The organism is Nonlabens sp. YIK11, from assembly GCF_001413925.1.
Taxonomy (GTDB): Bacteria; Bacteroidota; Bacteroidia; order Flavobacteriales; family Flavobacteriaceae; genus Nonlabens.
This window is the reverse complement of record NZ_LBMJ01000001.1, coordinates 36,061-62,885: the sequence shown is the minus strand read 5'-3', so window position 1 is coordinate 62,885 and position 26,825 is coordinate 36,061. Positions and strand designations below refer to the sequence as shown.

21 protein-coding genes are annotated in these 26,825 nt (G+C 41.6%); 13 read left to right on the top strand and 8 right to left on the bottom strand.

Translation table 11 applies throughout. The features are described from left to right. Window positions 1-67: 67 nt before the first annotated feature. The gene (locus AAU57_RS00265; RefSeq protein ID WP_055411008.1) at window positions 68-1,327 is read right to left on the bottom strand and encodes an ABC transporter permease; all 1,260 of its coding nucleotides are present in this window, start codon (window positions 1,325-1,327) and stop codon (window positions 68-70) included. 211 nt (window positions 1,328-1,538) lie between these two features. Here AAU57_RS00265 and purH point away from each other — a divergent pair, with 211 nt between their 5' ends. From purH to rodA, 6 genes are read left to right on the top strand one after another with little or no spacing between them, the layout of a single operon-like run. After that, window positions 1,539-3,086, top strand: a complete 1,548-nt coding sequence (gene purH / locus AAU57_RS00260; protein WP_055411007.1) for a bifunctional phosphoribosylaminoimidazolecarboxamide formyltransferase/IMP cyclohydrolase — start codon at window positions 1,539-1,541, stop codon at window positions 3,084-3,086. Between the two features lie 53 nt (window positions 3,087-3,139). Next, window positions 3,140-4,171: a rod shape-determining protein gene (locus AAU57_RS00255; RefSeq protein ID WP_055411006.1), complete on the top strand. Its 1,032-nt coding sequence runs from the start codon at window positions 3,140-3,142 to the stop codon at window positions 4,169-4,171. 6 nt (window positions 4,172-4,177) lie between these two features. Beyond that, window positions 4,178-5,002 carry a rod shape-determining protein MreC gene (gene mreC, locus AAU57_RS00250; RefSeq protein WP_055411005.1) on the top strand — a complete coding sequence of 275 codons (825 nt, stop codon included), beginning with the start codon at window positions 4,178-4,180 and terminating at the stop codon, window positions 5,000-5,002. 55 nt (window positions 5,003-5,057) lie between these two features. Continuing rightward, window positions 5,058-5,498, top strand: coding sequence for a hypothetical protein (locus AAU57_RS00245; RefSeq protein ID WP_231717741.1), 441 nt, complete (start codon window positions 5,058-5,060; stop codon window positions 5,496-5,498). 5 nt (window positions 5,499-5,503) lie between these two features. Beyond that, a complete protein-coding gene (gene mrdA, locus AAU57_RS00240) occupies window positions 5,504-7,426 on the top strand; it encodes a penicillin-binding protein 2 (protein ID WP_055411004.1) in 1,923 nt (640 codons plus the stop codon). After that, window positions 7,426-8,712 carry a rod shape-determining protein RodA gene (rodA, locus tag AAU57_RS00235; RefSeq protein WP_231717740.1) on the top strand — a complete coding sequence of 429 codons (1,287 nt, stop codon included), beginning with the start codon at window positions 7,426-7,428 and terminating at the stop codon, window positions 8,710-8,712. The genes mrdA and rodA overlap by 1 nt, the downstream gene beginning before the upstream one ends. Before the next feature lie 2 nt (window positions 8,713-8,714). Here the strand turns inward: rodA and AAU57_RS00230 are convergent, their stop codons facing one another. From AAU57_RS00230 to AAU57_RS00220, 3 genes are read right to left on the bottom strand one after another with little or no spacing between them, the layout of a single operon-like run. Beyond that, a complete protein-coding gene (locus AAU57_RS00230; protein WP_055411003.1) occupies window positions 8,715-9,512 on the bottom strand; it encodes a DNA/RNA non-specific endonuclease in 798 nt (265 codons plus the stop codon). Beyond that, on the bottom strand, window positions 9,509-10,612 hold the full coding sequence (locus tag AAU57_RS00225; RefSeq protein ID WP_055411002.1) for an ABC transporter permease: 1,104 nt from the start codon (window positions 10,610-10,612) through the stop codon (window positions 9,509-9,511). Before AAU57_RS00225 ends, AAU57_RS00230 begins: the two co-directional genes overlap by 4 nt. Before the next feature lie 2 nt (window positions 10,613-10,614). After that, on the bottom strand, window positions 10,615-12,768 hold the full coding sequence (locus AAU57_RS00220; RefSeq protein ID WP_055413615.1) for a carboxy terminal-processing peptidase: 2,154 nt from the start codon (window positions 12,766-12,768) through the stop codon (window positions 10,615-10,617). A 123-nt stretch (window positions 12,769-12,891) separates the two neighbouring features. Between AAU57_RS00220 and surE the strand changes: the two genes are divergently transcribed. Genes surE through AAU57_RS00195 form a run of 5 tightly spaced genes read left to right on the top strand, consistent with a single transcriptional unit; the run spans window position 12,892 to window position 17,846 of the window. Beyond that, entirely contained in the window at window positions 12,892-13,674 is a 783-nt protein-coding gene (surE, locus tag AAU57_RS00215; protein WP_055411001.1) for a 5'/3'-nucleotidase SurE, read from the top strand. Next, complete coding sequence (locus tag AAU57_RS00210; RefSeq protein WP_055411000.1) at window positions 13,664-13,963, top strand: hypothetical protein; 300 nt, start codon at window positions 13,664-13,666, stop codon at window positions 13,961-13,963. The genes surE and AAU57_RS00210 overlap by 11 nt, the downstream gene beginning before the upstream one ends. Window positions 13,964-13,966: 3 nt before the next feature. Further along, window positions 13,967-15,094, top strand: a complete 1,128-nt coding sequence (gene lpxB / locus AAU57_RS00205) for a lipid-A-disaccharide synthase (RefSeq protein WP_055410999.1) — start codon at window positions 13,967-13,969, stop codon at window positions 15,092-15,094. Continuing rightward, complete coding sequence (locus tag AAU57_RS00200) at window positions 15,084-15,755, top strand: C40 family peptidase (protein WP_082438497.1); 672 nt, start codon at window positions 15,084-15,086, stop codon at window positions 15,753-15,755. The genes lpxB and AAU57_RS00200 overlap by 11 nt, the downstream gene beginning before the upstream one ends. Before the next feature lie 12 nt (window positions 15,756-15,767). Continuing rightward, a complete protein-coding gene (locus AAU57_RS00195) occupies window positions 15,768-17,846 on the top strand; it encodes a ComEC/Rec2 family competence protein (RefSeq protein ID WP_082438496.1) in 2,079 nt (692 codons plus the stop codon). Here the strand turns inward: AAU57_RS00195 and AAU57_RS00190 are convergent. From AAU57_RS00190 to AAU57_RS00180, 3 genes are all read right to left on the bottom strand, one after another. After that, complete coding sequence (locus AAU57_RS00190; protein WP_055410996.1) at window positions 17,843-18,370, bottom strand: thioredoxin family protein; 528 nt, start codon at window positions 18,368-18,370, stop codon at window positions 17,843-17,845. The two genes, AAU57_RS00195 and AAU57_RS00190, sit on opposite strands and share 4 nt — an antisense overlap. Window positions 18,371-18,445: 75 nt before the next feature. Continuing rightward, on the bottom strand, window positions 18,446-20,041 hold the full coding sequence (locus AAU57_RS00185) for a peptide MFS transporter (protein WP_055410995.1): 1,596 nt from the start codon (window positions 20,039-20,041) through the stop codon (window positions 18,446-18,448). 24 nt (window positions 20,042-20,065) lie between these two features. Continuing rightward, window positions 20,066-22,219 carry a S9 family peptidase gene (locus tag AAU57_RS00180; RefSeq protein ID WP_055410994.1) on the bottom strand — a complete coding sequence of 718 codons (2,154 nt, stop codon included), beginning with the start codon at window positions 22,217-22,219 and terminating at the stop codon, window positions 20,066-20,068. A gap of 150 nt (window positions 22,220-22,369) precedes the next feature. Between AAU57_RS00180 and AAU57_RS00175 the strand changes: the two genes are divergently transcribed. Then, window positions 22,370-23,677 (top strand): hydroxymethylglutaryl-CoA reductase, degradative, encoded by a 1,308-nt coding sequence (locus AAU57_RS00175; RefSeq protein WP_055410993.1) that lies wholly within the window; start codon window positions 22,370-22,372, stop codon window positions 23,675-23,677. Continuing rightward, entirely contained in the window at window positions 23,677-24,621 is a 945-nt protein-coding gene (locus tag AAU57_RS00170; protein WP_055410992.1) for a GYDIA family GHMP kinase, read from the top strand. The genes AAU57_RS00175 and AAU57_RS00170 overlap by 1 nt, the downstream gene beginning before the upstream one ends. A 73-nt stretch (window positions 24,622-24,694) precedes the next feature. On the opposite strand, the gene AAU57_RS00165 is transcribed toward AAU57_RS00170, so the two are convergent. Next, window positions 24,695-26,812 carry a SurA N-terminal domain-containing protein gene (locus tag AAU57_RS00165; RefSeq protein WP_055410991.1) on the bottom strand — a complete coding sequence of 706 codons (2,118 nt, stop codon included), beginning with the start codon at window positions 26,810-26,812 and terminating at the stop codon, window positions 24,695-24,697. Window positions 26,813-26,825 lie beyond the last annotated feature (13 nt).

Genomic DNA, 26,825 nt, shown 5'->3' with positions numbered 1-26,825 from the left:
GTTGGGTTTGCTGCAAATATAGTAGTTAGGAGTAAAGAATGGATGCGGTTGAGCGCGATTCCATTTCTTACATTCCGGTGCGGATAGCCTCTACAGGATCCATGCGCGAAGCAGAAATTGCAGGAATAATTCCAGCTAATAATCCTATGGCTGCTGATATGCTGGTGCCTAAAATAATGTTGTTGATGGATAGTATGAACTGAAAATCTTCAGCAATGGAATTTGCCACTACCGTTCCCAGCCAGACAAAAAACAAACCGAATAGCCCACCAAAAACGGCAAGTATGATAGATTCAAACAAAAATTGAGAAAGGATGAAACGGCTCTTGGCGCCCAAGGACTTCTGAATTCCGATCAAATTCGTTCTTTCTTTGACGCTCACAAACATGATGTTGGCAATTCCAAATCCGCCTACCAGCATCGAGAATCCAGAAATGATAACACCTATCAAGGTCATGACTCCAGTGACTTGATCAATAAAATCTGCAAAACCCTTTAATGGATTGATAAAAAAGGTGTTGATGTCTTCACTTTTCAATCCTCTGGCAGTGCGCAATCGTTGCTCTACCGTTGCCATGAACTCATCAAGATCAGTTCCTGGCTTGGGTTTCATGATCATGGCGGTGGTTGTGTTTTGGTTTTTATCGCTGTAGATACGACGTATGAAGTTTACGGGAATGTAGGCAGACTCATCTTTTCCTGGTCCCATGCTCACTCCAGATGCTCCTTCTTTTTCCAGTACACCTATAACGGTAAACTTATTGCCGTAAAGCCTAACGCGTTTCCCGATGGGATTTTGGTTGTCAAATAGATTTTGGGCTATTTCATAACCTAAAACGACGACTGGAGAACCGCTCAAATCTTCTGACTCATTAAAAAAGCGACCGTCCACCAGTTTTAGATTTTCCAGATCATAGAAATCTGCCGTATGCGGTTGAATATTAACGCCAGTCACGGTTTTATCTTCAAACTTGACGTTTTCTGGAGACGTAAAGAAGGTATAGCTTATGGCGGCTAGATCTGGAACGCTGCGTTTGAGCATGAGATATTCCTCGTAAGAAACATTGGGGAACTTTTGGTATTGGTAAGGCTCCAAATCTGTAGGGCCAAAGGATATTCGCAACACATAAATTGTTGAAATGTCTAGCGAGCTCAAACCATCCTGAATCTCATTTTCTAAGGAATCGATCGCTGCCAGTACACCTATGATCGCAAAGATCCCTATGGTCACGCCCAGCAATGATAAGAAGGTTCGCAACAAGTTGGTGCGCAATGCATTGAGTGCAAAAAAGAAACTCTCTTTAAGGACTCTAAGATAGATGAGCATGCGCGCGGTTTAATTCAGGTTACGGTTGATTAGACAAGGTGACTGGTAATATGTTACAAAAGTCCTGAAAAAATTGATGATCAATACAAGCTGGATCGCTCAAATGTTAACCAACGGTTCAAAACAGATGTAAGCTTATTCGCTAGTTTGACTTTTATAGAATGTCATTGCTTTATTTTTGTATGCTTCATTAACACGCTAGCCTAAAATCATGAGCCAAATCAAAGCAAAAAGTGCCTTAATATCTGTTTTTCATAAAGATGGACTCGCTCCAGTCGTCCAGAAAATGAATGAATTGGGAATCACTATTTATTCTACTGGTGGTACTGAAAAGTTCATCAAGGAATTAAATGTTCCTGTGACTCCAGTCGAGGATGTTACGAGCTATCCATCAATTTTAGGTGGTCGCGTGAAGACCTTGCACCCTAAAGTATTTGGTGGGATTTTGAATAGACGTGACCACGATGGTGATCAATCCCAAATTGAGGACTACGATATACCACAAATCGATATCGTAATCGTGGATCTTTATCCATTTGAAGATACGGTAGCGAGTGGCGCCAGTGAGCAGGATATTATTGAGAAAATTGATATAGGTGGTATCTCATTGATACGCGCCGCTGCCAAAAACTACAAAGACACCGTTTGTGTGGCTACCATGAACGATTATGAAGAATTGCTGGACGTTCTAGAAGCTGGAAACGGTGAAACGAGTCTTGAGCAACGCAAGAAATTTGCTACGACGGCATTTAATATTTCCTCGCATTATGACAGCGCGATCTACAGTTATTTCGCTGGCGATGATACAGAAAAGGCCCTTAAGGTAAGCGAGCCGCATGTGATGCCGTTGCGCTATGGCGAGAATCCACACCAGCGTGGTTGGTTTTACGGAAACTTTGATGAGATGTTTACCAAGCTTCACGGTAAAGAATTGTCTTACAATAACTTATTGGATGTCGATGCCGCTGTCAATCTGATGAGCGAGTTTGTGGATGACCAACCTACGTTTGCCATTTTCAAACATAACAATGCCTGTGGAGTAGCGCAGCGCGACACGATCCACCAGGCTTATGTAGATGCTTTGGCGGGCGATCCGGTTTCTGCCTTTGGAGGTATTTTGATATCCAATACTGAAATTGATGTCCCAACAGCAGAGAAAATTCACGAACTCTTCTGCGAGGTAGTAATCGCGCCATCTTTTGACCCTAATGCACTAGATATTTTGATGGGTAAAAAGAATAGGATCATGCTGGAACTTGTAGAAGGTGCGCTTTCGCGAAAGCGAGATACCAACAAACTGGAAGTGCGAGCTTCATTGAATGGTTACCTGGTCCAAGATCCTAACCTCAAAACCGATGAAAAGCAAGATTTGAAGAACGCTACAGAGCGAATTGCCACAGATAGCGAGATTGAAGATCTTCTTTTTGCTTCTAAAATTTGCAAGCATACGAAGTCGAATACCATCGTGCTTGCCAAGGGAAAACAACTTTGCGCCAGTGGTACTGGGCAAACCTCACGTGTTGATGCTTTAAATCAAGCCATTCACAAGGCACAATCCTTCAAATTTGATCTAGACGGTGCGGTCATGGCGAGCGATGCATTTTTTCCTTTCCCAGATTGCGTAGAAATCGCTGATAACGCGGGAATCAAGGCGGTCATCCAACCTGGTGGCTCGATAAAGGATCAACTTTCCATCGATTATTGCAATAAAAATCAAATTGCCATGGTTTTTACGGGTACAAGACACTTTAAACACTAGAATTGTTTTAGTTTTGCAAGACCCTAATAACTAATGTTTTTCCACTGATTTTTATGGGATTTTTTGATTTTCTTACTGAAGATATTGCCATCGATTTAGGTACGGCAAATACACTCATTGTCCACAACGGTAAAGTTGTCGTGGACAGTCCATCCATTGTCGCTCGTGATCGAACTACAGGCAAGATCATTGCTGTAGGCAAGGAAGCTGCGATGATGCAGGGAAAAACGCATGAAAATATCAAAACCATTCGCCCATTGAAAGATGGTGTTATTGCAGATTTTGATGCCAGTGAAAAGATGATTTCCATGTTTATCAAGGAAATTCCTGCTCTTAAGAAAAAACTCTTTACACCATCCTTGAGAATGGTGATCTGTATACCTTCAGGAATTACTGAGGTTGAAATGCGTGCGGTAAAGGATAGTGCAGAGCGTGTGAATGGTAAAGAAGTGTACTTGATACACGAGCCTATGGCAGCAGCGATAGGTATAGGTATTGATATAATGCAGCCTAAAGGGAACATGATTGTGGACATAGGTGGTGGAACAACGGAGATTGCGGTCATCGCTTTAGGAGGTATCGTTTGTGATAAATCGGTCAAGATTGCGGGTGATGTATTTACCAATGATATTGTTTACTACATGCGCACCCAGCACAATTTATATGTAGGTGAGCGTACTGCAGAGAAAATCAAAATCCAAATAGGAGCAGCGACTGAAGACCTTGAAGTGCCGCCAGAAGAGATGAACGTTCAAGGACGTGACTTACTTACCGGTAAACCTAAAGAAGTGAAGATAGGTTATCGCGAGATCGCCAAAGCACTTGATAAATCCATCCTGCGCGTTGAGGATGCAGTTATGGAGACCTTATCCCAAACGCCGCCAGAACTCGCAGCTGATATCTACAATACCGGTATTTATCTTGCCGGTGGTGGATCCATGTTAAGAGGTCTTGATAAACGACTGTCGCAAAAGACAGACCTGCCAGTTTATATTGCAGAGGATCCATTGCGAGCTGTAGTAAGAGGTACTGGACTAACGCTCAAGAATCTGGATAAATACAAAAGCGTATTAGCTAACAAGTAATCCACAATGCAACATATCATCAATTTTCTGATCAAGTACAGAAACTTGCTGTTGTATCTATTCTTGTTTTCTGTAGGATTGGTGTTTACCATCCAGTCGCATGAATATCATCGCAATTCTTTTATTCACTCCACGGGTAACGTGACGGGAAACATTCTCCAAGTGAGAAATGACGTTTATTCCTATTTTGATCTGAACAGACAAAACACCTATTTAAGTGAGGAGAATGCTAGACTGCGCATGAGATTACTGGCTGTAGGTGATACTCTGTTAGGAGATGAAGCTACATTAATGTTTTCGGACGGTCTTCCTTATAAAGTGATGCCTGCTAGAGTTGTCAAGAATAGCTACGATAAGTTGGATAATTTTATAACGCTGGATATAGGTTCCAATGAAAATATCCAGCCCGACATGGGTGTGATCACCAGCAACGGAATTGTGGGTATCGTTGATGTTACAAGCGATCAATTCTCAAGAGTTATTTCGGTTTTAAATTCTGAGATATCACTCAACGCTCAAATCAAAAACACGGCGACCATAGGTTCATTAGTTTGGGATGGATCTGACCCTTATAAGATGAGCTTGATTGACGTCCCAAGACTGGCAACAGTTTCTAAAGGTGATACCATTATTACTGGACAACAATCCACGACGTTTCCACCAGATATAGAAATAGGAGTCATTGAAGATGCAGAGCTTATTGACAACGGTTCCAGATATAGAATTGATGTGAGGTTATTCAATGACATGACAGATTTAGGTCATGTCTATGTCATCAAAAATCGAGACACTGAGGCGCTCAAGGTAATAGATACGTTGACTAATGAATGATTTTCTTAAGATAGCGTTTCGTTTTATAGGGCTGCTATTCGTGCAGATCTTTGTCATGGATCAAATTAATTTCTTGGGATTCATCAATCCCATGATTTATGTGCTATTTATTTTCCTTTATCCCTTTGAAAATAACCGCTTGGCATTTTTATTGATCTCTTTTGGATACGGCTTGATTATGGATACATTTCAGGATACAGGTGGTGCTCATGCCGCAGCTTGTGTCACCTTGACTTTTTTTAGACCATACTTATTAAAATTGGTGTACGGAGAAAGTTATTTGATGAAAAACATTAAAGTATTGACTACAAGTCTGGATAGAATATTTCTGTTCCTTGTTATTGGTATTTTTCTGCACCACTTAGTCTTTTACGGCTTGGTGATTTTTAACGCTTCCCAGATGTGGGAATGGCTTAAAATGACGTTTGCTGTCGGGACTGCGTCAGTAATTTTAGGAATGGTATTGCTACTTATTATTAAACCCAAGCGTTCTTAATACATATGAAAAAATTATTGCTTCTCTTTTTTGTTACACTCACAGGAGTCATCTTCTTGGCAAGATTGATTTACCTGCAAGTTTTTAGTGAAGAACTGAAGCTCAAATCTGAACTTAACGCTGTAAAAACCGTATTTGATTATCCAGAACGCGGTTTTATCTACGATCGAAATGGGAAATTAATGGTCGCTAACCAGACCGCTTATGATGTCATGGTAGTGCCTCGTGAGGTCAAAGTTTTTGACACGTTGGAGTTGTGTAATCTTCTCCAAATGGAAAAACCAGATTTGATCAAGCAAATTGAAAAGGCAAAGAATTGGTCCTGGCGCAAACCTAGTGTCATCATGCCACAGCTTACTCAAATGGAATATGCTCCATTACAGGAAAAGCTCCGCAAATTTCCAGGTTTCTATACGCAACGTCGATCCCTTAGAAAATATTTGGTAGATCACAGTGCTAATGTTTTAGGTTATATACGTGAGGTAAATCAAACTGAGATCGATAGGGATGATTCCTATGAAATGGGTGACTTGAAGGGTAAAAGCGGTATCGAGGCTCAATATGAAAAGGAATTAAGAGGCAAAAAAGGAGTAAAAAGATACTTGAGAGACAACTTTGGTCGACCTATTAGCTCTTATGAGAATGGCTTATATGATACCATACCGCAGGCTGGTGTAAACCTTACAATTACATTAGATAGTAAGTTGCAGGAGTACGGCCAGCAGTTAATGCAAAATAAGCGCGGTGGTATTGTGGCGATTGAACCTAAAACGGGTGAGATTCTAAGCCTTATCTCAGCACCATTTTATGACCCGAGTATTACCATGGGTCGCGACCGTTCTAAAAATATCAATGCCCTTATAAGAGATACGATCACCAGACCAACGTATGATCGTGGTCTCCAAGCTCAATATGCGCCTGGATCTCCATTCAAGGTGTTGAATGCACTTATCGGGCTCCAAGAGAATGCTGTAAAAACTACGGATCGATTTTATTGTGCCCATGGTTATGCCTATGGTGGTAGAAAAAAACTAGGTTGTCACAGCCATAGCAGTCCGTTGTCCATGGAGCGAGGCATCGCCGAGTCCTGCAACGCCTATTTTGCTCAAGTGTACCGCAGGATCATAGAAGGACACAAAAACAGCCATGAAGGTATGGACGCCTGGAGTGACCATGTAAAATCCTTTGGTTTAGGTAATTTTTTGGGTTACGATTTACCAGCTGGTAGAAGAGGCAATGTACCTGATAGTGAGTATTACGATAAGTGGTATCCAGATGGGAATTGGTACGCTACCACGACCATATCCAATAGTATAGGACAAGGTGAGGTATTAGCGACGCCTATACAACTCGCTAATATGACAGCGGCAATCGCTAACCGCGGTTATTTTTATACACCTCACATCGTTAAAAAGAAGGATGGAAAGGATATTTCAGATCCTAAATACACTTCAAAAAGATACACTACCATAGATGCAGAACATTTTGAACCGGTCATCGAAGGAATGAATCAAGTGTACAAAACTGGGACGGCTTCTACCGTTCAGATTCCAGGAATTGAGATTTGCGGTAAAACAGGAACAGCAGAAAATTTTGCCAAAATCGACGGTGTCACCACACAGTTGACAGACCACAGTGTATTCATCGCTTTTGCTCCTAAAGATGATCCGCAAATCGCTATTGCCGTATTTATTGAAAACGGATATTGGGGATCACGATATGCTGCAAAAATTGCCAGCTTGATGATAGAGAAACACTTAAAAGGCGAGATCACCAGAACAGACCTGGAAAGTTGGGTACTCAATCACACGCTGGAGCAGGAATATGAAAAACCATACAGTGGTAAACCTTTCCAGATCAATGGACCACCAGTTCCTATTGACGGTCCCAAGGTCACCATTCAAGATCCTTCCTTAATTTTATTTTAGTGTTAGACAGTGCCATAGGTGACAAGCCCAAGTTTGACGTCAGTATTATCCTGATCTATCTGGCATTAGTACTGATGGGTTGGGTAAGTATCTATAGCGCGGCACCCGTAGAAAGCCACGGTTCCATTTTTGACATCAACGAAGTTTACGGTAAGCAATTCTTACGTATCATACTGGCGATCATTATGATCGTTGTCATTTTTGCAATTGAGGTAAAGTTCTTTGAACGTTTTGCAGGAGTGATTTATGTCATCTCTTTGATTTCGCTTTTGGGGCTGTTCGTCTTTGGAGTAGAGATTTCTGGAGCGCGATCGTGGTACGGCTTTGGTGGGTTGCGGTTACAGCCCAGTGAGTTTGCAAAGTTTGCCACGGCACTGGCATTGGCAAAATATTTAAGTCAGCTGGATGTTTCTGTCAAAGAAGTGAAGCACTTTTTGATCGTTGCGCTTATCGTGCTGCTACCAGCCATTTTGATCGTGCCACAACCAGATCCTGGAAGTGCACTTATTTACGTTGCCTTTTTCTTTGCACTACATCGCGAAGGCTTATCGGTCTGGTTCCTCATGTTGGGACTTATCGGGCTCACTGTTTTCTTGGGCACCATCTTAGTAGGTCCATGGTGGATCGTTGGAGCTAGTGTTGTTGTGGTGGCGGTACTTTTTTCGCTTTCGCGAAAGCGATATAAAAAAAGGCTTTCCAAAAAACCTAAAATATCACTTTATCTATTAGCCATGATTGCCTGCATAGGCCTTGCATTTGCCGTAGGTCCTATTTATGAAAATGTTTTTAGTGAACGGCACCGTAACCGTATCGATATCGTGCTGGGTAGGGTTGAGGATAGTCAAGGAATCCAGTACAATATTATTCAAAGCGAGATCGCGATAGGCAGCGGCGGCATTACCGGTAAGGGATTGCTTAAGGGAACGCAAACGCAAGGCCAGTTTGTTCCAGAACAACATACAGACTTCATATTTTCTGCGATAGGAGAGGAATTTGGATTGCTGGGTGCAGGTCTGGTGGTTATCCTTTTCATGTTACTCATCTACCGATTGATCATCATGGCAGAGCGCCAGCGCAACCAGTTTGCTAGAATTTATGGCTACAGCGCCGCAGGAATCTTTTTCCTGCACTTTTTTGTGAATGTAGGTATGGTGCTGGGACTTTTGCCTACGGTAGGTATCCCATTGCCCTTTCTAAGCTATGGTGGTAGTAGCTTGTGGGGTTTTACTTTGCTACTGTTTATTTTTGTGAAGTTGGACGCTCATAGAATGAGTTACCAGCATTAGTACTACCAACCCGACCGGTCTGTGCTTTTCTCCAGCTCATTTTCTATGGCATCAGGTAATTGTGCAAAGAAATCGGTTCCCGTGATTTGCTCAATGGAATCTACTGGCACCACAAAATCATAGATGGATCGTGAGGTCTCTTGATGCGGCACCAAGAAAGCCAGCATGGATGGTTTGCCATTTTGTTGCTTGTAAATGATCTTGTAAAACTGCTCAGGTACGCTCACATTTTCTGATCCTATACTTTCCAGGCCATCTTCCAAAATGGATCCAGTGACTACATAAATAGCATCATTACGTTGGGCATAATACCTCACTTTTTGCTCCAACCTATTCCATATTCCAGAATTGAAATCATGACGTTGCGGGCTTATATTGCTCGTTAAAAACGTTTCCTCATAATCTTCATAGGATCCACGCCTGTCGCCAGCAGGAACTAAATGGCCGCGATCATAACCACTATTTTTGTAGTTGCGCCAGCTTGCCGCACCAGTGCTGACCATATCATCTATCTCAAAATAGGGTCTTTCATAGTCTACGTCTTTAATATCGCTGGGTCTTAGAACATGGACGGTCCATTCGGCTTGTTCGTGTTGCTCATTATAGGACAAACTATAAGACTTATGGTGTACGATCTGGTTGTTGGAAACAGGAAGGAAATCGGCGCGAGATAGATCTGTATTGTTTCGTGAAGCATTCTCGATATTCTCATTGGAAATGCTCGTGTTCTGATAGCGTTGTACAAAAAACAAGGCGACCAAAATCCCAATGGCAATTATGGTATAAACGACTTTCTTCATGAGGTAGATTTCACATCCAGCGCATCTCTTAGAGAATTGCCCAATAGCATAAACGCCATGACTAAAACCATAATGGCAACGCCAGGAACGATCGCTAGATAGGCTTTGTCGAGTATGATGTATTGATAATGGTCCTTGATCATGCTACCCCAAGAAGGTATAGGCGGCTGCGCACCCAATCCCAAAAAGCTAAGTCCAGCTTCTATCAAGATGGCGGCAGCAAAATTTGCTGCACTGATGACAATCACTGGCGCTAAAATATTAGGCAGGATATGCCTGGTAATGATGCGCAAATCGTTAAATCCTAGAGCTCTTGCTGCAGTGACGTATTGATATTCTTTGGCAACAATCATTTGTCCTCGCACTACACGAGCGATTTCTACCCACATGGTCAAGCCTACGGCAATAAACACGGTAAGAAATCCTTTGCCCAGCGCAATACTGATAGCGATGACCATCAACAAGGTTGGAATGGACCAAGTAACATTAATGATCCACATGATGGCGGCGTCTACTTTACCACCGTAAAATCCAGCAATCGCTCCCAACGGGATTCCGATCAATAAGGAAATAAGCACAGCCACAAACCCAATACTAATGCTTACTCGTGCACCAATAATCATGCGACTAAGCAGGTCTCTACCATACTTGTCTGTTCCTAGTATAAAAGTTTTTTGGGTAGTGTAGCTTTCGCGAAAGCGAGATAACGACGTCTCTTTTGCAACTGGAGATTCCAGCTTTTGAAAGGGTTGTTGCTGGCCATCTACATCATAGGGTCGATAATAAATACCATCTGGTTTTCTTTCTATGGCCTCGTATGGTATTTCAGTAGTGCTGGCGTCATGGCCATTCCAGAAGTCCGTTAGGGAAGTGGACTGGTTTTGTGCTGGTAATTGTATAAAGTCTGCGGTAAAACCAGGTGGCTGCGAGTGGATGGAAATGTGCATCTGGTTAGCATACCTACTGCTATCTGGTGCGATAACGTATGCAAACAATGCTATCGCAATGAACACCAAAATAATGGATAAACTCAAAACGCCCCAGAAACTACTTCTTAGTTTCTGGAGCGTTTTAAATGCTACTGAATTGCTTACCGCCATTATTAATTTTTGATGGTCATGCCGTTGTCCTTGATGGTATTGGTCTTTAAATCTTTCAAGACATTTACGGCTTCTTCAATGTACATATCCTGATTGATGGTCTCGTGCCATCTCTTACGTTTGTTTGCAAGGCTAGAGTCTTTCTCGATCAATAATTTTTCATCCTTTAGGGAATTGACCGTTAGCGAATTTTTATACTCATCTAATTTGTTGAATTGATCCGTTTCATCTTCCAATTTTTTCAAACGCTCCTGATAGGATTTGATGCTCAATGGAATTTCATTTTCATCACGCTGGTCTGCCAACCATTTTGCGTTTTTATCAATCAATTGAAAATATTCATTGTTGTCGATTCGTTTTTGGGAAGCCGCGATGCTTTCTGCAAGATTGAGGTAACCCTTGAATTTTTTGTATTTCGCTGGGGCAATCTCATCATAAGGCAATGGATAATCCTCATCACGTTCACCTATTTCTATATAACTGTAACGATCTGGAGCTACTACATCACTTTTGACACCTTCCAACTGCGTACTACCACCATTGATTCTATAGAACTTCTGGGTAGTTAACTTTAGGGCACCTAGGTCACCAAATTCTGAAGTTTGTACGTAACGATTCAAATCATCAAAATTTTGAACAGTTCCTTTACCAAAGGTTTGCTTGCTACCTATTACAATCGCGCGATCGTAATCCTGTAATGCCGCTGCTAGAATTTCTGAAGCGCTGGCACTTAATTCGTTGACTAGAATCACTAATGGACCATTCCATAATACAGCACCATTATCATCGTCATTTAAAGTTTGAGTGCGGTTATTTTTTAAGCCAACTTGGACTACTGGACCATCTGGAATGAAAAGTCCAGCCATCTCTATTACTTCTCTCAAAGATCCACCACCGTTATTTCTCAAATCAATGATGAGTCCTTCCATGCCTTCTTGCTTAAGTTTGACGATTTCTTTTGCCACATCGTCACCTGATGCTCTAGCCTCACTATTTTCTGTACTAAAATAGAATTTAGGCAAGTTGATGATACCATAGTTGATCGAGTCATCTTGTATCAAGGCAGTTTTTGCAAATGTTTCTTCAATAAGAACCACGTCTCTTACTAGAGTCACATCTTTAATACTACCGTCGACTTTTTTCAGGGTAAGAGTAACTTTAGTTCCTTTAGGTCCTTTGATCAAGTCAACAGCATCACTAATGCGCATTCCTACAATACTTGTGGCAACCGTATCTTTTTCTTGAGCTACTCTTAAGATTTGATCACCTTTTTCTAGCTTACCACTCGTCCATGCCGGTCCACCAGAAATGATTTCCAAAATTTCAATGTTATCCATCTTCTTTTGAAGTCTGGCACCAATTCCTTCTAAAGTACCGCTTATGGAAGTATCAAATCTATCCTTGGATTGCGGTGCAAAATAATTGGTATGTGGATCAAAGTGAGTCGTGATGTTGTTCAAGAACAAAGAGAAATAATCCAATCGCTCCACATCGTCATTCAAATCAAAATTTTCTTCCATGGATTTTTTGACTTCCATGCGAGCCTCATTTTCTAACTCGGCTAGGGATTTCTTTTTGTCTAGTGACAACTCGCCATTTTTGATTTTTTCTTCTTGGGTTTCAATCTTGTCGTTGAAAATCACAATCGTAGAACGCTTTAACAGTTTCCTCCAGTGATCTTTGAGTTCCTTGCGGTTTTTCGCATAAGGCATTTTCTCAAAATCGGCATCTATGCTTTCTTCTACGGTAAAGTCAAAAGGTTTGTCAATGACTTCCTTGAATATTTGTTCAGATTCTTTTTCTCTTTTAAGTAAACGTTCATAAACAATGTTGAACAAGTCCACACGTCCATCGCGTATCTGGTCGTCTATTAAAAATTCAAATGTCTTGAAGTCCTCATAATCGCTCGCTAGGAAATAACGTTTGGCGGGATCGAGTTCGTAAACAAAATTTTTGAAGACATCCTGCGAGAATTGATCGGTGAGATCTGCGGGCTGATAGTGGTTGCGGCGCAACACGTGATTGATCAATTCTATAAGAAGTTCTTCCTTTTCCTTATCTCCTGGATCAATATCATTATTTATAAAACTGCAGCTTGCAGTAGCTACCATAAGCGTGATAATACCTATAGCAATATTATTTTTTAGGAAACTCATAAGTTTGTTCATTTTCTCTTTCTTCAGATGTAAAAATCGTGCCACACTGCAATTGTTGAAAGTAGGTAGCAAAACGGACAGATGACGGCTAATTTACTTAATTTTAACCACCTTAAAGAAGCTATGAAAGATAAAAAAAGACCATTGATACTGGTAACCAATGATGATGGTATTACCGCAAAGGGAATCAGGACACTGGTAGACATTGCAAACAAGTTAGGAGATGTGGTTGTAGTCGCTCCAGATAAGCCGCAAAGCGCCATGGGACATGCGATCACGATCAACGACACGCTTTATGTTAAGGAGTTCAAGATGCATGATTATGACCACAAGGAATATACGACCAGTGGTACACCGGTCGATTGTGTCAAGATGGCCAGTCATGAAATTTTAGAAAGAAAGCCTGATTTATGTGTGAGTGGTATCAATCACGGCAGCAATAGTGCGATCAACGTGATTTACAGCGGTACCATGAGTGCTGCAATGGAAGCCGGCATTGAAGGTATTCCTGCCATTGGATTCTCACTTTGTGATTATGACGCAGATGCAGATTTTGAACCAGCTCGTCCCTTTGTTGAAAACATTATTAAACAAGTTTTGGAAAACGGAATGTCCAAAGGCGTCATTCTAAACGTCAATATTCCCAAAGCCACTGCCGAAGAATTAAAAGGAGTGAAGATATGCCGACAGGCTAATGCCTACTGGGAAGAGGAGTTTGACAAAAGAACCAATCCCTATGGTAAAGATTACTACTGGTTGACCGGTAAATTTGTCAACGATGATAAAGGAGAAGATACTGATGAATGGGCACTGGAACACAATTATATTTCTATCGTACCTACTCAATTTGACCTAACGGCGCACCATTACATCAAGGAATTAAACACTTGGGAATTTGAGAATTAAGATTCTTAAAGGATTTATTCTAGGACTGTTAGCAAACGCTACAGGTACATTTCTTTATGTATATTTTTTTAGTGACAAGCAGTTTGAATATGTAGTTGAAAAAGGAATCGAGCAAGGTTTTATGGGCTCACTCATTGGTTTGGGCGCTCTTTTGAATGTACTTTTATTCTTCTTTTTCCTTACAGGAAGAATTGGAAAATTTCGCAAGCCAGTGCAACCTTATGAAGCTCGTGGCGTTATCATGGCTACCATACTTGCCGCATTTGTTGTTTTATACTTTGAATTTTAATCCATGAAATACTATCTCATTGCAGGCGAGGCCAGCGGCGACCTTCATGGATCACTCCTTATGAAGGAGTTACAGAAAACCGATCCCGATGCCACTTTTAGATTTTGGGGTGGCGACTTGATGGAACAAGTTGGCGGGACACTCGTCAGACATTATAGGGATCTTGCCTTCATGGGATTTGTAGAGGTGTTGGGAAATCTCAGGACGATTTTGCGTAATATCAACGAGTGCAAAAAGGATATTGAAGAATTTGCGCCAGATGTGATCATTTACATCGATTACCCAGGATTCAACTTTAGAATCATGAAATGGGCGCGATTGAAGGATTACCGCAACCATTATTATATCTCACCACAGATATGGGCGTGGAAGGAAAGTCGCATCAAGGCCATAAAGCGTGATGTAGATGAGATGTATGTCATCCTACCATTTGAAAAGTACTTTTATGAGCAAAAGCATCAATTCCCTGTTCATTTTGTAGGTCATCCACTTATCGATGCGATTCATGAGAGAAAACAGGTAGATCACGAGGTTTTTTTTAAGGAACATGGAATGGACGATCGTCCTATTATTGCTTTGTTACCAGGCAGCCGAAAGCAAGAAATCAAGAATATGTTGAGCGTCATGCTACGCATGGTAGATCGATTTGAAGATTATCAATTTGTGATCGCCGGTGCGCCAGGACAAGAAGCTCAATTTTACACCAGTTTCCTCAAAAAGTACGACGTCAAGCTAATCATGAACAGGACTTACGACTTGTTGAGCCTTTCTCATGCCGCGCTGGTTACTTCTGGAACCGCAACTCTGGAGACAGCGCTTTTCAAGGTTCCGCAGGTGGTTTGCTATAAAGGCAGCATGATTTCCTACCAGATTGCAAAACGCATTATCAAGCTGGATTACATCTCGCTCGTGAACCTCATTATGGATCAACCCGTTGTGACAGAGTTGATTCAAAAGGAATTCAAGCCTGCAGACCTGCATCGAGAGTTGGATCACATCTTGGATCCGACACATCGCAACCGCATTTTTGCCGATTACTACCAGCTAGAGAAAAAACTGGGTGGTGTTGGCGCCAGTGAAACCACAGCAGGTCTTATTTATAAAGCTATTCATATTGAAGATGGTAAATAGAATTTCGCTTTCGCGAAAGCGAACTCATTCAACCGCTACGTCTCTATTTTTGAGAATAGCGTTTCTCTTGGTCTTCACAGCAGCCTTGGTTTCCTGTGGTAGCCAGAAGCCACAAGTAATCACCACAAAAGCGGAAGCTCGAGAATTAAGCTCACAAGACCGCACTACCCAAAACACCAATGTCGTTCCCACACGATCAAGAAGAAAGGAGACGACTAATGACGAGATCGAGTCAGAAATAACCGAAGAGGAAATCGCAGAGTCCACAGAATCGCTCACCACCATTGATTCTGCCATCCAGTATGCCATGGAGTATCAAGGGACGCGTTATCGATATGGCGGTTCTACAAATAAAGGGATGGACTGCAGCGGTTTGATCAACGTTTCTTTTGACAAGGCAGGAGAGCAGGTGCCACGCACCAGTATGAGTTTGTTCCAGGCGACACAGCCTATCGACATCAAAGAAATCCAAAAAGGCGACCTAATGTTTTTTGCTACAGGTAGAGATCGCAAGAAGATCAATCACGTTGCTCTCGTGACCGAAGTCACTCCAGCCGAAATACGATTTATCCACGCCACGGTTTCCCAAGGCGTAACCATTTCATCCTTAAATGAACCTTACTGGCTAGGTAAGTACCTGAGCAGCGGCCGATTATTTTAATTAAATTAGTCCATGAAATTGATGGACTATCCGTTTTACAGGCTCACAGCATTCCTTATTCTGGGGATTCTGGTCCAGTATTTTCTCCATTTGTCTTTTGATTTTTGGTCTGTTGCAAGTGCTATATGTTTCACGATTTGCTTGCTGGCTTATTTTATTAAAGCTTTTTCAAGTTTTAGCAAATTACTATTTACTGGTTTTGTGCTCTTGTTTTTTACTGGATTAGGTGGCTTGATGCTATCACTTAAATCCAGCATCAAATCAGATGAACATTACACGTACCTTGTAAAGAAAGGCGAGGACGCAATGGTTGAAATCCAATTGCTGGAGCAATTAAGTTCCAATTCCTATAACCACAGATTTTACGCAATGGTCCAACGCATTAATGACCAGCCTACAAATGGTAAAGTCTTAGTGCTTTTCAAAAGATCTGATAGTGTTGCATTCAAGGCAGGACACACTTTGCTGGTTTATGATGATATCAACGATGCCAGCAATGGTCGCAATCCTGGCGATTTTAACTACATGGAATATTTGGAAGGCATTGATGTTTATGGGCAAATCTATGTTGACAAACCTAGAATCTTAAGCATAGATTTTAGAGCGTCGTCACTGCCATGGTATGTGCGTTATCGCAATAAATTACTTCAAGAGCTTGAGAATTCAAACCTGTCCCGTGATTCACGTTCTTTAGTCGAAGCACTAGTTTTAGGGCAGCGACAAAATGTCGATCCCACCATCACCCAAAACTTTAGAGATGCTGGAGTGATTCATATTCTAGCTTTGAGCGGTTTGCATGTGGGAATATTGTTGTTGATCCTGCAATTTTGTCTCAAGTGGTTAAAAAGATGGCCTTATGGCATCTGGATTCAAACCATCGTTATTCTTGTTCTGCTGTGGTGTTTTGCCTTGTTGACTGGAATGTCGCCTTCTATCTTGAGAGCCGTCACGATGTTTTCTTTTGTAGCCATTGGGATGAACATTAAACGAAATAGGTCTGTGTTCCATAGCTTGACCATCTCGGCATTTTGTTTATTGATATATGATCCACGGTTGTTGTTTCAAGTAGGCTTTCAGTTGAGTTATACGGCAGTACTGGCTATTGTTTTGCTTCAGCCATTATTCATGAGGCTTTTTCCTAGGATAAAGTATTGGTTGCCTAATAAGATGGTCCAGATCTTTGCCGTGACTCTTGCCGCACAAATAGGCGTCGCACCGTTGAGCGTGTATTATTTTCATCAGTTGCCGTTGGCCTTTTTGGTTGGTAATCTTGTGTTGCTTTTTGTATTACCGCTTATCCTGGCATTGTCATTAAGCTATATCGCGCTTTTACAATTGGGTGGTCCAGTAACCTATTTGGGTGATCTGCTCAATTTGATTTTTGAAAGCATTATATCGTTTGTAAGTTATATCAGCAGTTTCAAAGGTTTTGTCTTGAAAGACCTCTACTTAAGGCTGGATCAATTGATTCTGATTTACGTTCTGATTCTATCGATGGTTTTGTTCGTGTCGCCAGTATTGCGACGTAGTAGGCGAGAGCGCTTTAAAATTCAAAGAGCCAACTACGGATTACATGTCGCTCTCATAGCGCTGATTTGCTTGGTAGGCCTTGATGCGATTTTTGATTACAAGAGCGAAAATAGCTTTATGGTACTGCATCAGTCCCGAGGCAGTGCTGTGGCGATTTCCAATTCACAGCATTCGCAATTATTGGTTTATTTCCCTAGCATGGATAAAGAAAGACGCGAGAACAGCTTGACCCGATTGAAACAAATCCAGACTTTTAGAGACACTCAGCTAGTGGTGGATTCTCTGCCAGCAATGATTAAATATCAAGAAATACCGCTAGTCATCATTGATGAATCGACAGCCCATACAAAAACAGAAAGCCGCGAACCCATTTTACTGATTTCCAATTCTCCTAAAATAAATCTGGATAAGGTGATCACTACGTTAGAACCTAAGTTGATCATTTCAGACGGGTCTAATTACCGCAATTTTGTGGAAAGGTGGAAAGTGACTTGCGAGCAGCGTGGCGTAGACTTCATAAATACTTATGAGGCTGGCGCTATCGACTTACTACAGTATTAATCCTGCAACTGGTAGTTAAAACTGGCTTGATAATCTGCCCAGTCTTTACCAGTTCTGATTGATTTGTACGTATCATCAGCTAGCATGGTGATATAGATTTCCAGTTTTTTTGGTCCCATTTTACCAGGTATTGGATTGATGACATCGGCATTTTCATCAAAGAAAATGAGTGTAGGATATTCAAAGATCTTCATGGCTTCTGCAAACTCGTGTTGCGCGCCAGGGAATTTTTTGTAGTTCTTGTTACCGTAGCTTTTGCCCTTGTACGTGATCGGTTCCTTTCCTTCGGCATCAAATTTCACGGGATAATAGTTGGAATTGATGAAAGACGCTATTTCCGCTTTCGCGAAAGCGTGCTTATCCATCCACTTGCAATTAGGACAAGTCTCTGTATAAGTCTTGAACAGGATCTTGCGAGGCTGCTTTTTCTGTGCCGCCAAAGCTTCATTCATCGTCATCCAATTCACCTGCGCAGAGCAAATCCCTGCCGAAAAAAGAAATATGATAAAAAGAAATCGTGTCATGCTGCAAATTTACAGTCTACCAAAGCAAAAAACGCACCAAAGAGGTGCGTTTTGAAATATGAATGAGTGCCAATATTAACGAACACCGTGCATCTTTGAAATCATCCATTTATTGATAGCAAGCATCACTAGGCCAGCTGCGATTGGAATGGCTGCAAAAATCCCAAAGAATGTGGCGAGGCCATATCCTTCTACAATAGGATCCAAATAGCTTGCGGTCCATCCAGCTGTAAGGTTTGCGATAAAGTTTGCCGTAAACCAAATCCCAAACATAAGTCCAACCAATTTTACAGGAGCCAACTTACTTACATAAGATAAACCTACCGGTGATACACATAATTCACCTAGGGTGTGGAGCAGATAAGCAACTACCAAAAATATCATACTCAATGATGCTGTTTTTGCTCCTAATGGTACACTCATAGATCCATAGGCCAAGAATCCAAACCCTAATCCCAACAAGATTAATCCAACCGCAAACTTAACGGGTCCAGATGGATTGTATTTGCTTTCCCAAATTTTAGAAAACAATGGTGCAAAGGCGATGATAAAGAAAGAGTTCAAAATTCCAAACCATGAGGCTGGAACCTCTGGTGCAGGATCGTTGAATTGCTTAAACAGCATGTATATCACGATGATCCAAATGATAACAAAACTAATCGCCAGCAATATATTAGCCAGTCCGTATTTGCTAAAGGTCTGTCTAAATAACATGAGCAAAACGTAGGTGATGATTAACATAGGTCCTACGGTAAGTAATGTATTAACTACCTTGAAAGCTACGGCGCCATTTCCTTCCAGTACGCGATCTGTATAATCGTTGGCAAAGATGGTCATGGAACTTCCTGCTTGCTCAAAGGCCCACCAAAAGAATATCGTAAAGAAGGCAAAAACGCTTATTACGATCAAACGATCCCTGGTAACAATGGATCTTTTGGCTTCATCTGCGATTTCCTCAACAACCTCAGTTGTTTTCTCGTATTCATTCTCTACTGCATCGTCAAAATCTTGAGTTTTAGAAGGCGACAGGCCTATTCGTCCAAAAATCTTTTGTGCAAAATAGAATTGTAGCATACCGAAAAACATAAAAATTCCAGCAAGACCAAATCCATAGTGCCAACCCCAATCAGGAGACTCGCCTATATAACCACAAAGTAAAATTCCTAAAAATGCACCAGCGTTGATTCCCATATAGAAGATCGTGTACCCTGCATCCTTTTCTTTGCCTTGCGATTTGTATAATTGGCCCACAATGGAAGATATGTTTGGCTTGAACATTCCGTTACCTAAAATCAACAAGGTCAATCCTAAGTAGAAAAAGTTGCTCGTGAATCCTTCCAGAGCCATACTGGCATGACCTAAGGTCATCAATAGTGCGCCGATTATGATCGCATTGCGATACCCAGTGAATTTATCGGCTATGAAACCTCCAATGATAGGAGTAAGGTACACTAGTCCAGTGTACCAACCATATAATAAGGTTGCGTCAGCACGTTCCCAGCCCCAACCACCATCTATGACAGTTGAAATAAGGAAAAGTACCAATAAGGCTCGCATTCCATAGTAGGAAAATCGTTCCCACATTTCAGTAAAGAACAATACAAATAAACCAGAAGGATGTCCTAATACTGTTTTCTGATTGGTAATCGAACCACCGAATTTATATTCCATAATTATTTATTGTAGTTAGAATTTTTAAAGGTTTTCCTTAATAAAGTTGGTCATCTTGTTATACAAGTGAATGCGTGTGTTACCGCCATAGATGCCATGGTTTTTGTCTGGATAGATCGCCCAGTCAAATTGCTTGTTAGCTTGAACCAAAGCTTCAATCATTTGCATGGTATTTTGCACATGGACATTATCATCAGCGCTACCGTGAACCAGTAGATAATTCCCTTTTAGTTTATCTACATGGTTGATAGGGCTATTTTCATCATAACCGGTAGGGTTTTCTTGTGGTGTGGTCATATAACGTTCCGTGTAGATTGTATCATAATATCTCCAGTTGGTCACCGGTGCGACTGCGATGGCAGTACTGAAAACATCATTACCTTTTAAAATACAGTTGGAACTCATAAATCCACCATAACTCCAGCCCCAAATACCTATGCGATCTGCATCAATGTAATCCATGGCGCCCAATTGTCTTGCGGCCTGGATTTGATCTTCAACCTCATATTTACCCAATTCCTTTTGGGTCATTTTCTTGAAATCGGCACCTTTGTAGCCTGTACCTCTAGGATCTACGCATGCAATGATATAACCTTCATTTGCTAACATGCTGTGCCAGTAATCATTGGAGCCGTACCAAGAATTTGATACCGATTGGGAACCTGGACCACTATACTGAAACATCAATACAGGATATTTTTTAGCAGGGTCAAAGTTCAAAGGCTTCATCATATACATGTTCAAATCATTGCCATTGACGTTGATGGTAGAGAATTCTTTAGGAGAAAGTAGATAATCTTCTAGCTTTACCAACAGACCATTGTTGTTCTGTATCTCGCGTACCTGCTTTCCATCTTTAGCTTGGTTCAAGGTATATACAGGTGGTCGGTTTGCGCTGGAATAGGTGTTGATGAAGTAGGTAAAGTTGTCGCTAAAGGTAGCACTGTTGGATCCGATTTTAGAGGATAGTTTTTTCTTGCCTTTCGCCTTGAGCGATATGGAATAAATACCACGATTGATGCTACCATCTTCTGTACTTTGATAATAGATGCGTTTAGATTTAGGGTCATAACCGTAATAAGAGGTAACGTCCCAATCACCGCTCGTGATCTGGCTTTTCTCTTTACCGTCTGCATCATAAAGGTAGATGTGTCTCCAGTTGTCCTTCTCGCTGGTCCATAAAAAGCTGCCATCATCTAAGAATGTAAGATCGTCGGTCACATCAACATAGGCATCATCTTTTTCTGTGAATGCGATGCTGGCATTTCCTTGTTGGTCTACATAGTAAAAATCTAACTCGTTCTGATAGCGGTTTAGTACTTGAGCGGCAAGTTTGCCGTTAGGTGAATAGTTGATGCGGGCGATGTAAAATTCTCCATCACGATCTAGATCAATCTCTTTTCTGGTTTTAGAAGCGACGTCGTAAACGTTAAGGGCAACGACACTATTATTTTCACCAGCTTTAGGGTATTTAAATACGTAAGGTCTTTGATACAATCCAGTTCCATAAACATCCATCGAGAATTCTGGAACTTCAGTTTCATCAAAAGAAATAAAAGCAATTTGTTTTCCATCTGGGCTAAACTCATAGGCGCGTACCAGAGAGAATTCCTCTTCATACACCCAATCGGTCACACCATTAATCAATTGGTTGGTAACACCATCATCGGTCACTTGCACGGTTTCACCGTTAATCAAATCCTTGTAATACAAATTATTTTCAAAAACATACCCTACTTTCTTGCCGTCTGGAGAGAAAGAAGCGCTACGCACAAGGTTCTCACTCAATGGCGTTAGTGTTTTAGTATTCAAGTTATAGACATGCACCATACTGTTGGCAGACCTTCTAAAAATTGGGATGCGCTGTGATACGATCAACATTTGTTGCTCGTCCTCGCTCAAGATGTAATTGCGTATAGGTAGGTTCAAGTCATTGCTGGAAACTAGCGTTGCGATTTTTTCACCAGTTTCATAGCTATATTTATCCACGGTCTGGCTGCGATCTGCATTGTAGTTCAATACCAGGTATTCCGTTCCGTTTTTTAGGGAATTAAGGGATTGAAGTCCGTTAGTTGAAAAAGTTCCCGTGTAAATATCTTCTACCGTAATATTTTGCTGCGCAATGGCATTGCCGCCGACCAGCAAAAAGGTCAGTAGAAAAGCGATGTTTTTAATCATGAAATAGGTTTAAATTGTTCGTAAAGTAGAAATCCTCGACAAGGCCTTCAATTTTAGTAAAAATTTCCCAATTATTGAGGGTTTTTGAGCGATTATACGCCGGACGGCTTTCTACTACGCATCGTATATTTACATATTTAAACGCCATTTATGAACCAACCCATTCAAGGTTTTTCCAAACTCTCCAAATCTGATAAAGTAGACTGGTTGATTTCCAACCATCTTGACAACGATGCCACCGCTCGAGAAACAATTTTACAATACTGGAACACCCATGAGAAGTTGCAGGAACTGCACGACGGTTTTAGCGAGAATACGATTACCAATTACTATTTGCCCATGGGTCTGGCACCCAATTTTCTGATCAACGGCCAGCTCAAGACCATCCCTATGGTCATTGAAGAAAGTAGTGTTGTGGCTGCAGCAAGTAAAGCGGCCAAATTCTGGTTGGATCGCGATGGCTTTAAAACGACCATCAAGGGCACCACAAAATCTGGGCAAGTGCATATCAAATATAATGGATTGCGCAGTGAGATGGAAGCATTTTACGCTTTCGCGAAAGCGGACTTACTACAATCTATAGAGCTTATCAACGCCAGCATGAAATCTCGAGGTGGCGGCTTGCAAGAATTGCGATTGGTAGATAAAACGGAAGCATTAAGAGGTTACTACCAACTGCATGCGACCTTTGACACACGCGATGCGATGGGCGCCAACTTCATCAATACAGTCCTGGAGCAACTGGCAACAACCTTCAAACAAAAAGCTGCCGATTTTCAAGGTTTCTCCATCGCCCAACCAGAAGTGATCATGTCCATTTTGAGTAACTACGTCCCAGAATGCGTGGTGAACGTCAAGGTTTCATGTCCTGTGGAAGATATAGGCACGATAAACGGTGTTACAGGTGAAGAATTTGCCCGCAAATTTGTGGAAGCAGTGGAGATCGCAACGGTAGAACCTTATCGCGCGGTCACCCATAATAAAGGAATCATGAATGGGATTGATGCCGTGGTTCTTGCTACCGGTAATGATTTTAGAGCCGTGGAAGCTGGCGTTCATGCCTATGCTGCTCGTAGTGGTCAATATCGCAGTCTTACCGCAGCTCGAGTAGAAGATGGAACATTCACTTTTGAAGCAGATTTCCCGCTAGCGTTGGGAACCGTAGGTGGTTTAACCTCTTTACATCCACTAGCAAAGTTGTCGCTGCAGATTATGGAGCAACCTGATGCGCAAGAATTGATGTCCATCACGGCAGTATGTGGTCTTGCACAAAACTTTGCCGCTTTGCACTCCTTGGTAACGACCGGCATCCAGTCCGGTCACATGAAAATGCACCTAACCAATATGCTGGAGCAGATAGGAGCAACAGATGAAGAGAAAAGGGTCTTAAGAAAGGAGTTTGCAGACAAGACGCCTAGCTTTACTGCATTGAAGGAAACCCTACAAAAGTTGCGATAATGAATCCCGAAGCCTCTTTGTTTCTTGTCAAGAAAGCATCTTTTTCTGCTCACGGTAAGTTTTTGCTTACTGGAGAGTATGCTGTACTGGACAATGTGGACGCACTAGCCATACCTCTAAAGTTGGATCAGCGATTGGAGATTGATCCACGAACAGACGAGCTTATTACATGGACCAGCTACAATGCAGACGGTTCAATATGGTATGAAGATAGTTTCCTGATAAGTCAGCTGACTGATGTAAGATTCAAAGGTGATAAGGAAGTCACCAAAAAACTGGTACAAATATTACGTACTGCTTTAAAACTAATAGAGGCTACCAATTTTGATCAAGGATTTGACGCAGTGACTCGATTGGATTTTGATTATCAGTCTGGAATGGGAACAAGCTCCACGTTAATTTCTATGGTCGCGCAATGGTTGGGTTGTGATGCTTATGCCTTGCAGTTTGAATGTTTTGGTGGTAGCGGCTATGATATTGCATGTGCCCAAGCAAATTCTCCAGTAGTGTATAATTATAATGATGGACAGCCACAAGAAGTTCCCATTAGCTACGAGCCATCGTTCAAGGATCAATTATATTTTATCTATCTCAATCAAAAGCAAAACAGCCGCGATTCTATTGCCAGCTTTGATCCACAACATCTCACCGATGAGAATAGAGAACGGTTGAATGAAATGCCCAAAAAGTTCTTAGAAACCGAAGACGATCTAGAGGCCTTTCAAGAGGTAATTGAGAAACACGAACAAATCATTGGTGAACTGATAGGAGTAGAGCCAGTAAAACTACGGTTGTTTCCAGACTATAAAGGAGCCATCAAATCCCTAGGCGGTTGGGGCGGCGATTTTGTTCTAGTCACTGGAGATGAAGAAGCTATGAAATATTTTCAGGAAAAAGGATATCAAACGATGTATCGCTGGAAAGAAGTGGTATTGGATTCTTAAAAATCGATCTGGTTTAAATTAAAAAAGCCTTTACGTGAATCGTAAAGGCTTTTTTATGGAACTGAGTTTTCTATTAATAGAAGACTGCTCTCTTATCCTCAATATCTGTAGCTTTTTTCAAAGCCTCCACTAAGGCAGAAGTGGATTGATTAGCCGTACGCTGTGCTACTGTTCTAGCATCACTGGTATAGTTGTCTAGATCTGGAGCGTTGTCAATGCCAGTAAGTTTGATGACAAAAACACCTTTCTCACCTGCAATAGGTCCAGAAGTTTGACCTTCTTTAAGGCCAAAAGCAGTTCCTACTACTTTAGGCTCTTGACCAACACCTGCAAGAACTGGTGACTTGCGGTTCACTGCATTTGCAGTACTAACTTGTTGCTTCTGGTTGGTAGCGATGGTGTTAAGATCGGTAGACTTGATTTTAACCATGATCATCTCCGCTTTTTTCTTGTTTCTCAAAATAGGAGTTACCGTTGGACTAGCTTCTTCTACACTCATAAGACCTTCTTCACCTATGCGAGTCAATCGAGCTACTACATAACCTCTAGGAGTTTCAAAACGCTCTACATCGCCCACTTCACGCTCATTGTTAAATGACCATTTCACGATGTCACGGTTACGGCCTAAAGCAGGAAGACTCTCGTCAAGCGACTTTAAGTTTCTAACAGGCGTAGCAGTCACTTCATATTCCTTGGCAAGCGCCTCAAAATTTCCTTTCTCTGCTGCTTGTTGGAATTTTTGGGTTTTAGTGTACAAGGATTTGCTGGTTGCTTTTGATGCGTTTACTTTTTTAGCAACGGTAGCAAGTTTGATAGCTTCTCCAGCGCCAGCGGTCTCATCAATTCTGATGATATGGTAGCCAAAAGAACTTTCTGCAACACCAACTGTACCTTCATTGTTGTCGTATAGGAATTTTGTGTAACCTGGAGCGAATTGCGCTGCGTTACCAGAGTAAACCACCCAACCTAAATCTTGCGCTAAGATTTGCGGTTCATTTTCTTGATAGTACTCATATTTCTCGTCGTAGTTGTCTTTACTTTGACCTATGGTCGCAAGAATGCTGTCTGCCATTTTCTTTGCAGCCGCCTTGTCACGGGTTACGTCAGATCCAGCTCTAGAAGCTCCAGCAAAAGGAACTAGGATATGTCTGTTCTTAACGCTGTCGTTGATGGTTTTTCTGTCTTCAACTTTAGAGATTTTAGCATACTCACCATCGTTGTAAGGACCGTAGATTTCGCCTACATTCACATTGTTAAGTTCACGTTGGGCTGGTGTCAAGCTAGAAACCATGGTGTATCTGTTAGAGTAAGGTAAATCAGAATTAGCGTTGATGAAAAGCTCCACATTGTTAGTGTCTCTCAATCCCGCAACGGTTTCTGTTTTTTTAGTTTGCTCATTGTACTGGTTTTCTTTGCCGTTGATCAAAGCATTCAATTCTTTGTTAATCGCAGCAATATCCTCAGTAGAGGCTTTGTCTTCAAAAAGTACGTATTCAATATCACGTTGGGCATCTGCTTGAAACTGCTTCTCGTGCTTCTTGATGTAATCTTTAATGTCTGATTTTGTAATCTCTACGGCAGAGTCTGAAATGGTAGAATAAGGGATGTTGACATATTGAAAGTCACGCTTATCGTTTTCCAGTCTATAGGCAAACTCACCATCAGTTCTTGTACCTATTACACCACTTTTAAGTAATGTAAACAACTTTTGCTGGCGCACTTGATTCTCTGCACTGGCAAGATCCTGTGCCCATCCTTCTGGGTTTTGCGTTGCGGCTTGATTCACATATTGTGCAAATAAAGCGTCAGAGAACTGTCCGTTTTCATCTTGAAATTGCGGGAATCTAGCATAGGCAGCCTTCATGTAGTTGGAAACCTCTTCATCAGTGACTTGGATACCGGCATCCTCGACTTGCTGTTTCAAAACAGCGTCGCGTACCTGCTGGTCCCATACACCATTAACGGCTTGGATGGTAGACATTCCAGAACGTTGGTTCATGGTAGCTTCTACCTGTCTGGTAAATTGTTGACGATCCAGCTCTGTATCGCCCACATAACCTATGACGTTTTGATCCTCACTTGTAAAACTTCCCTGACGTATCAAATCACCTATGATAAAGGCAAAAAGCGCTAGTGCAATAATGATGATCAGGATCAATCCTTGAGACCTGATTTTACCTAAAATGGCCATGCTCTGTATTTTA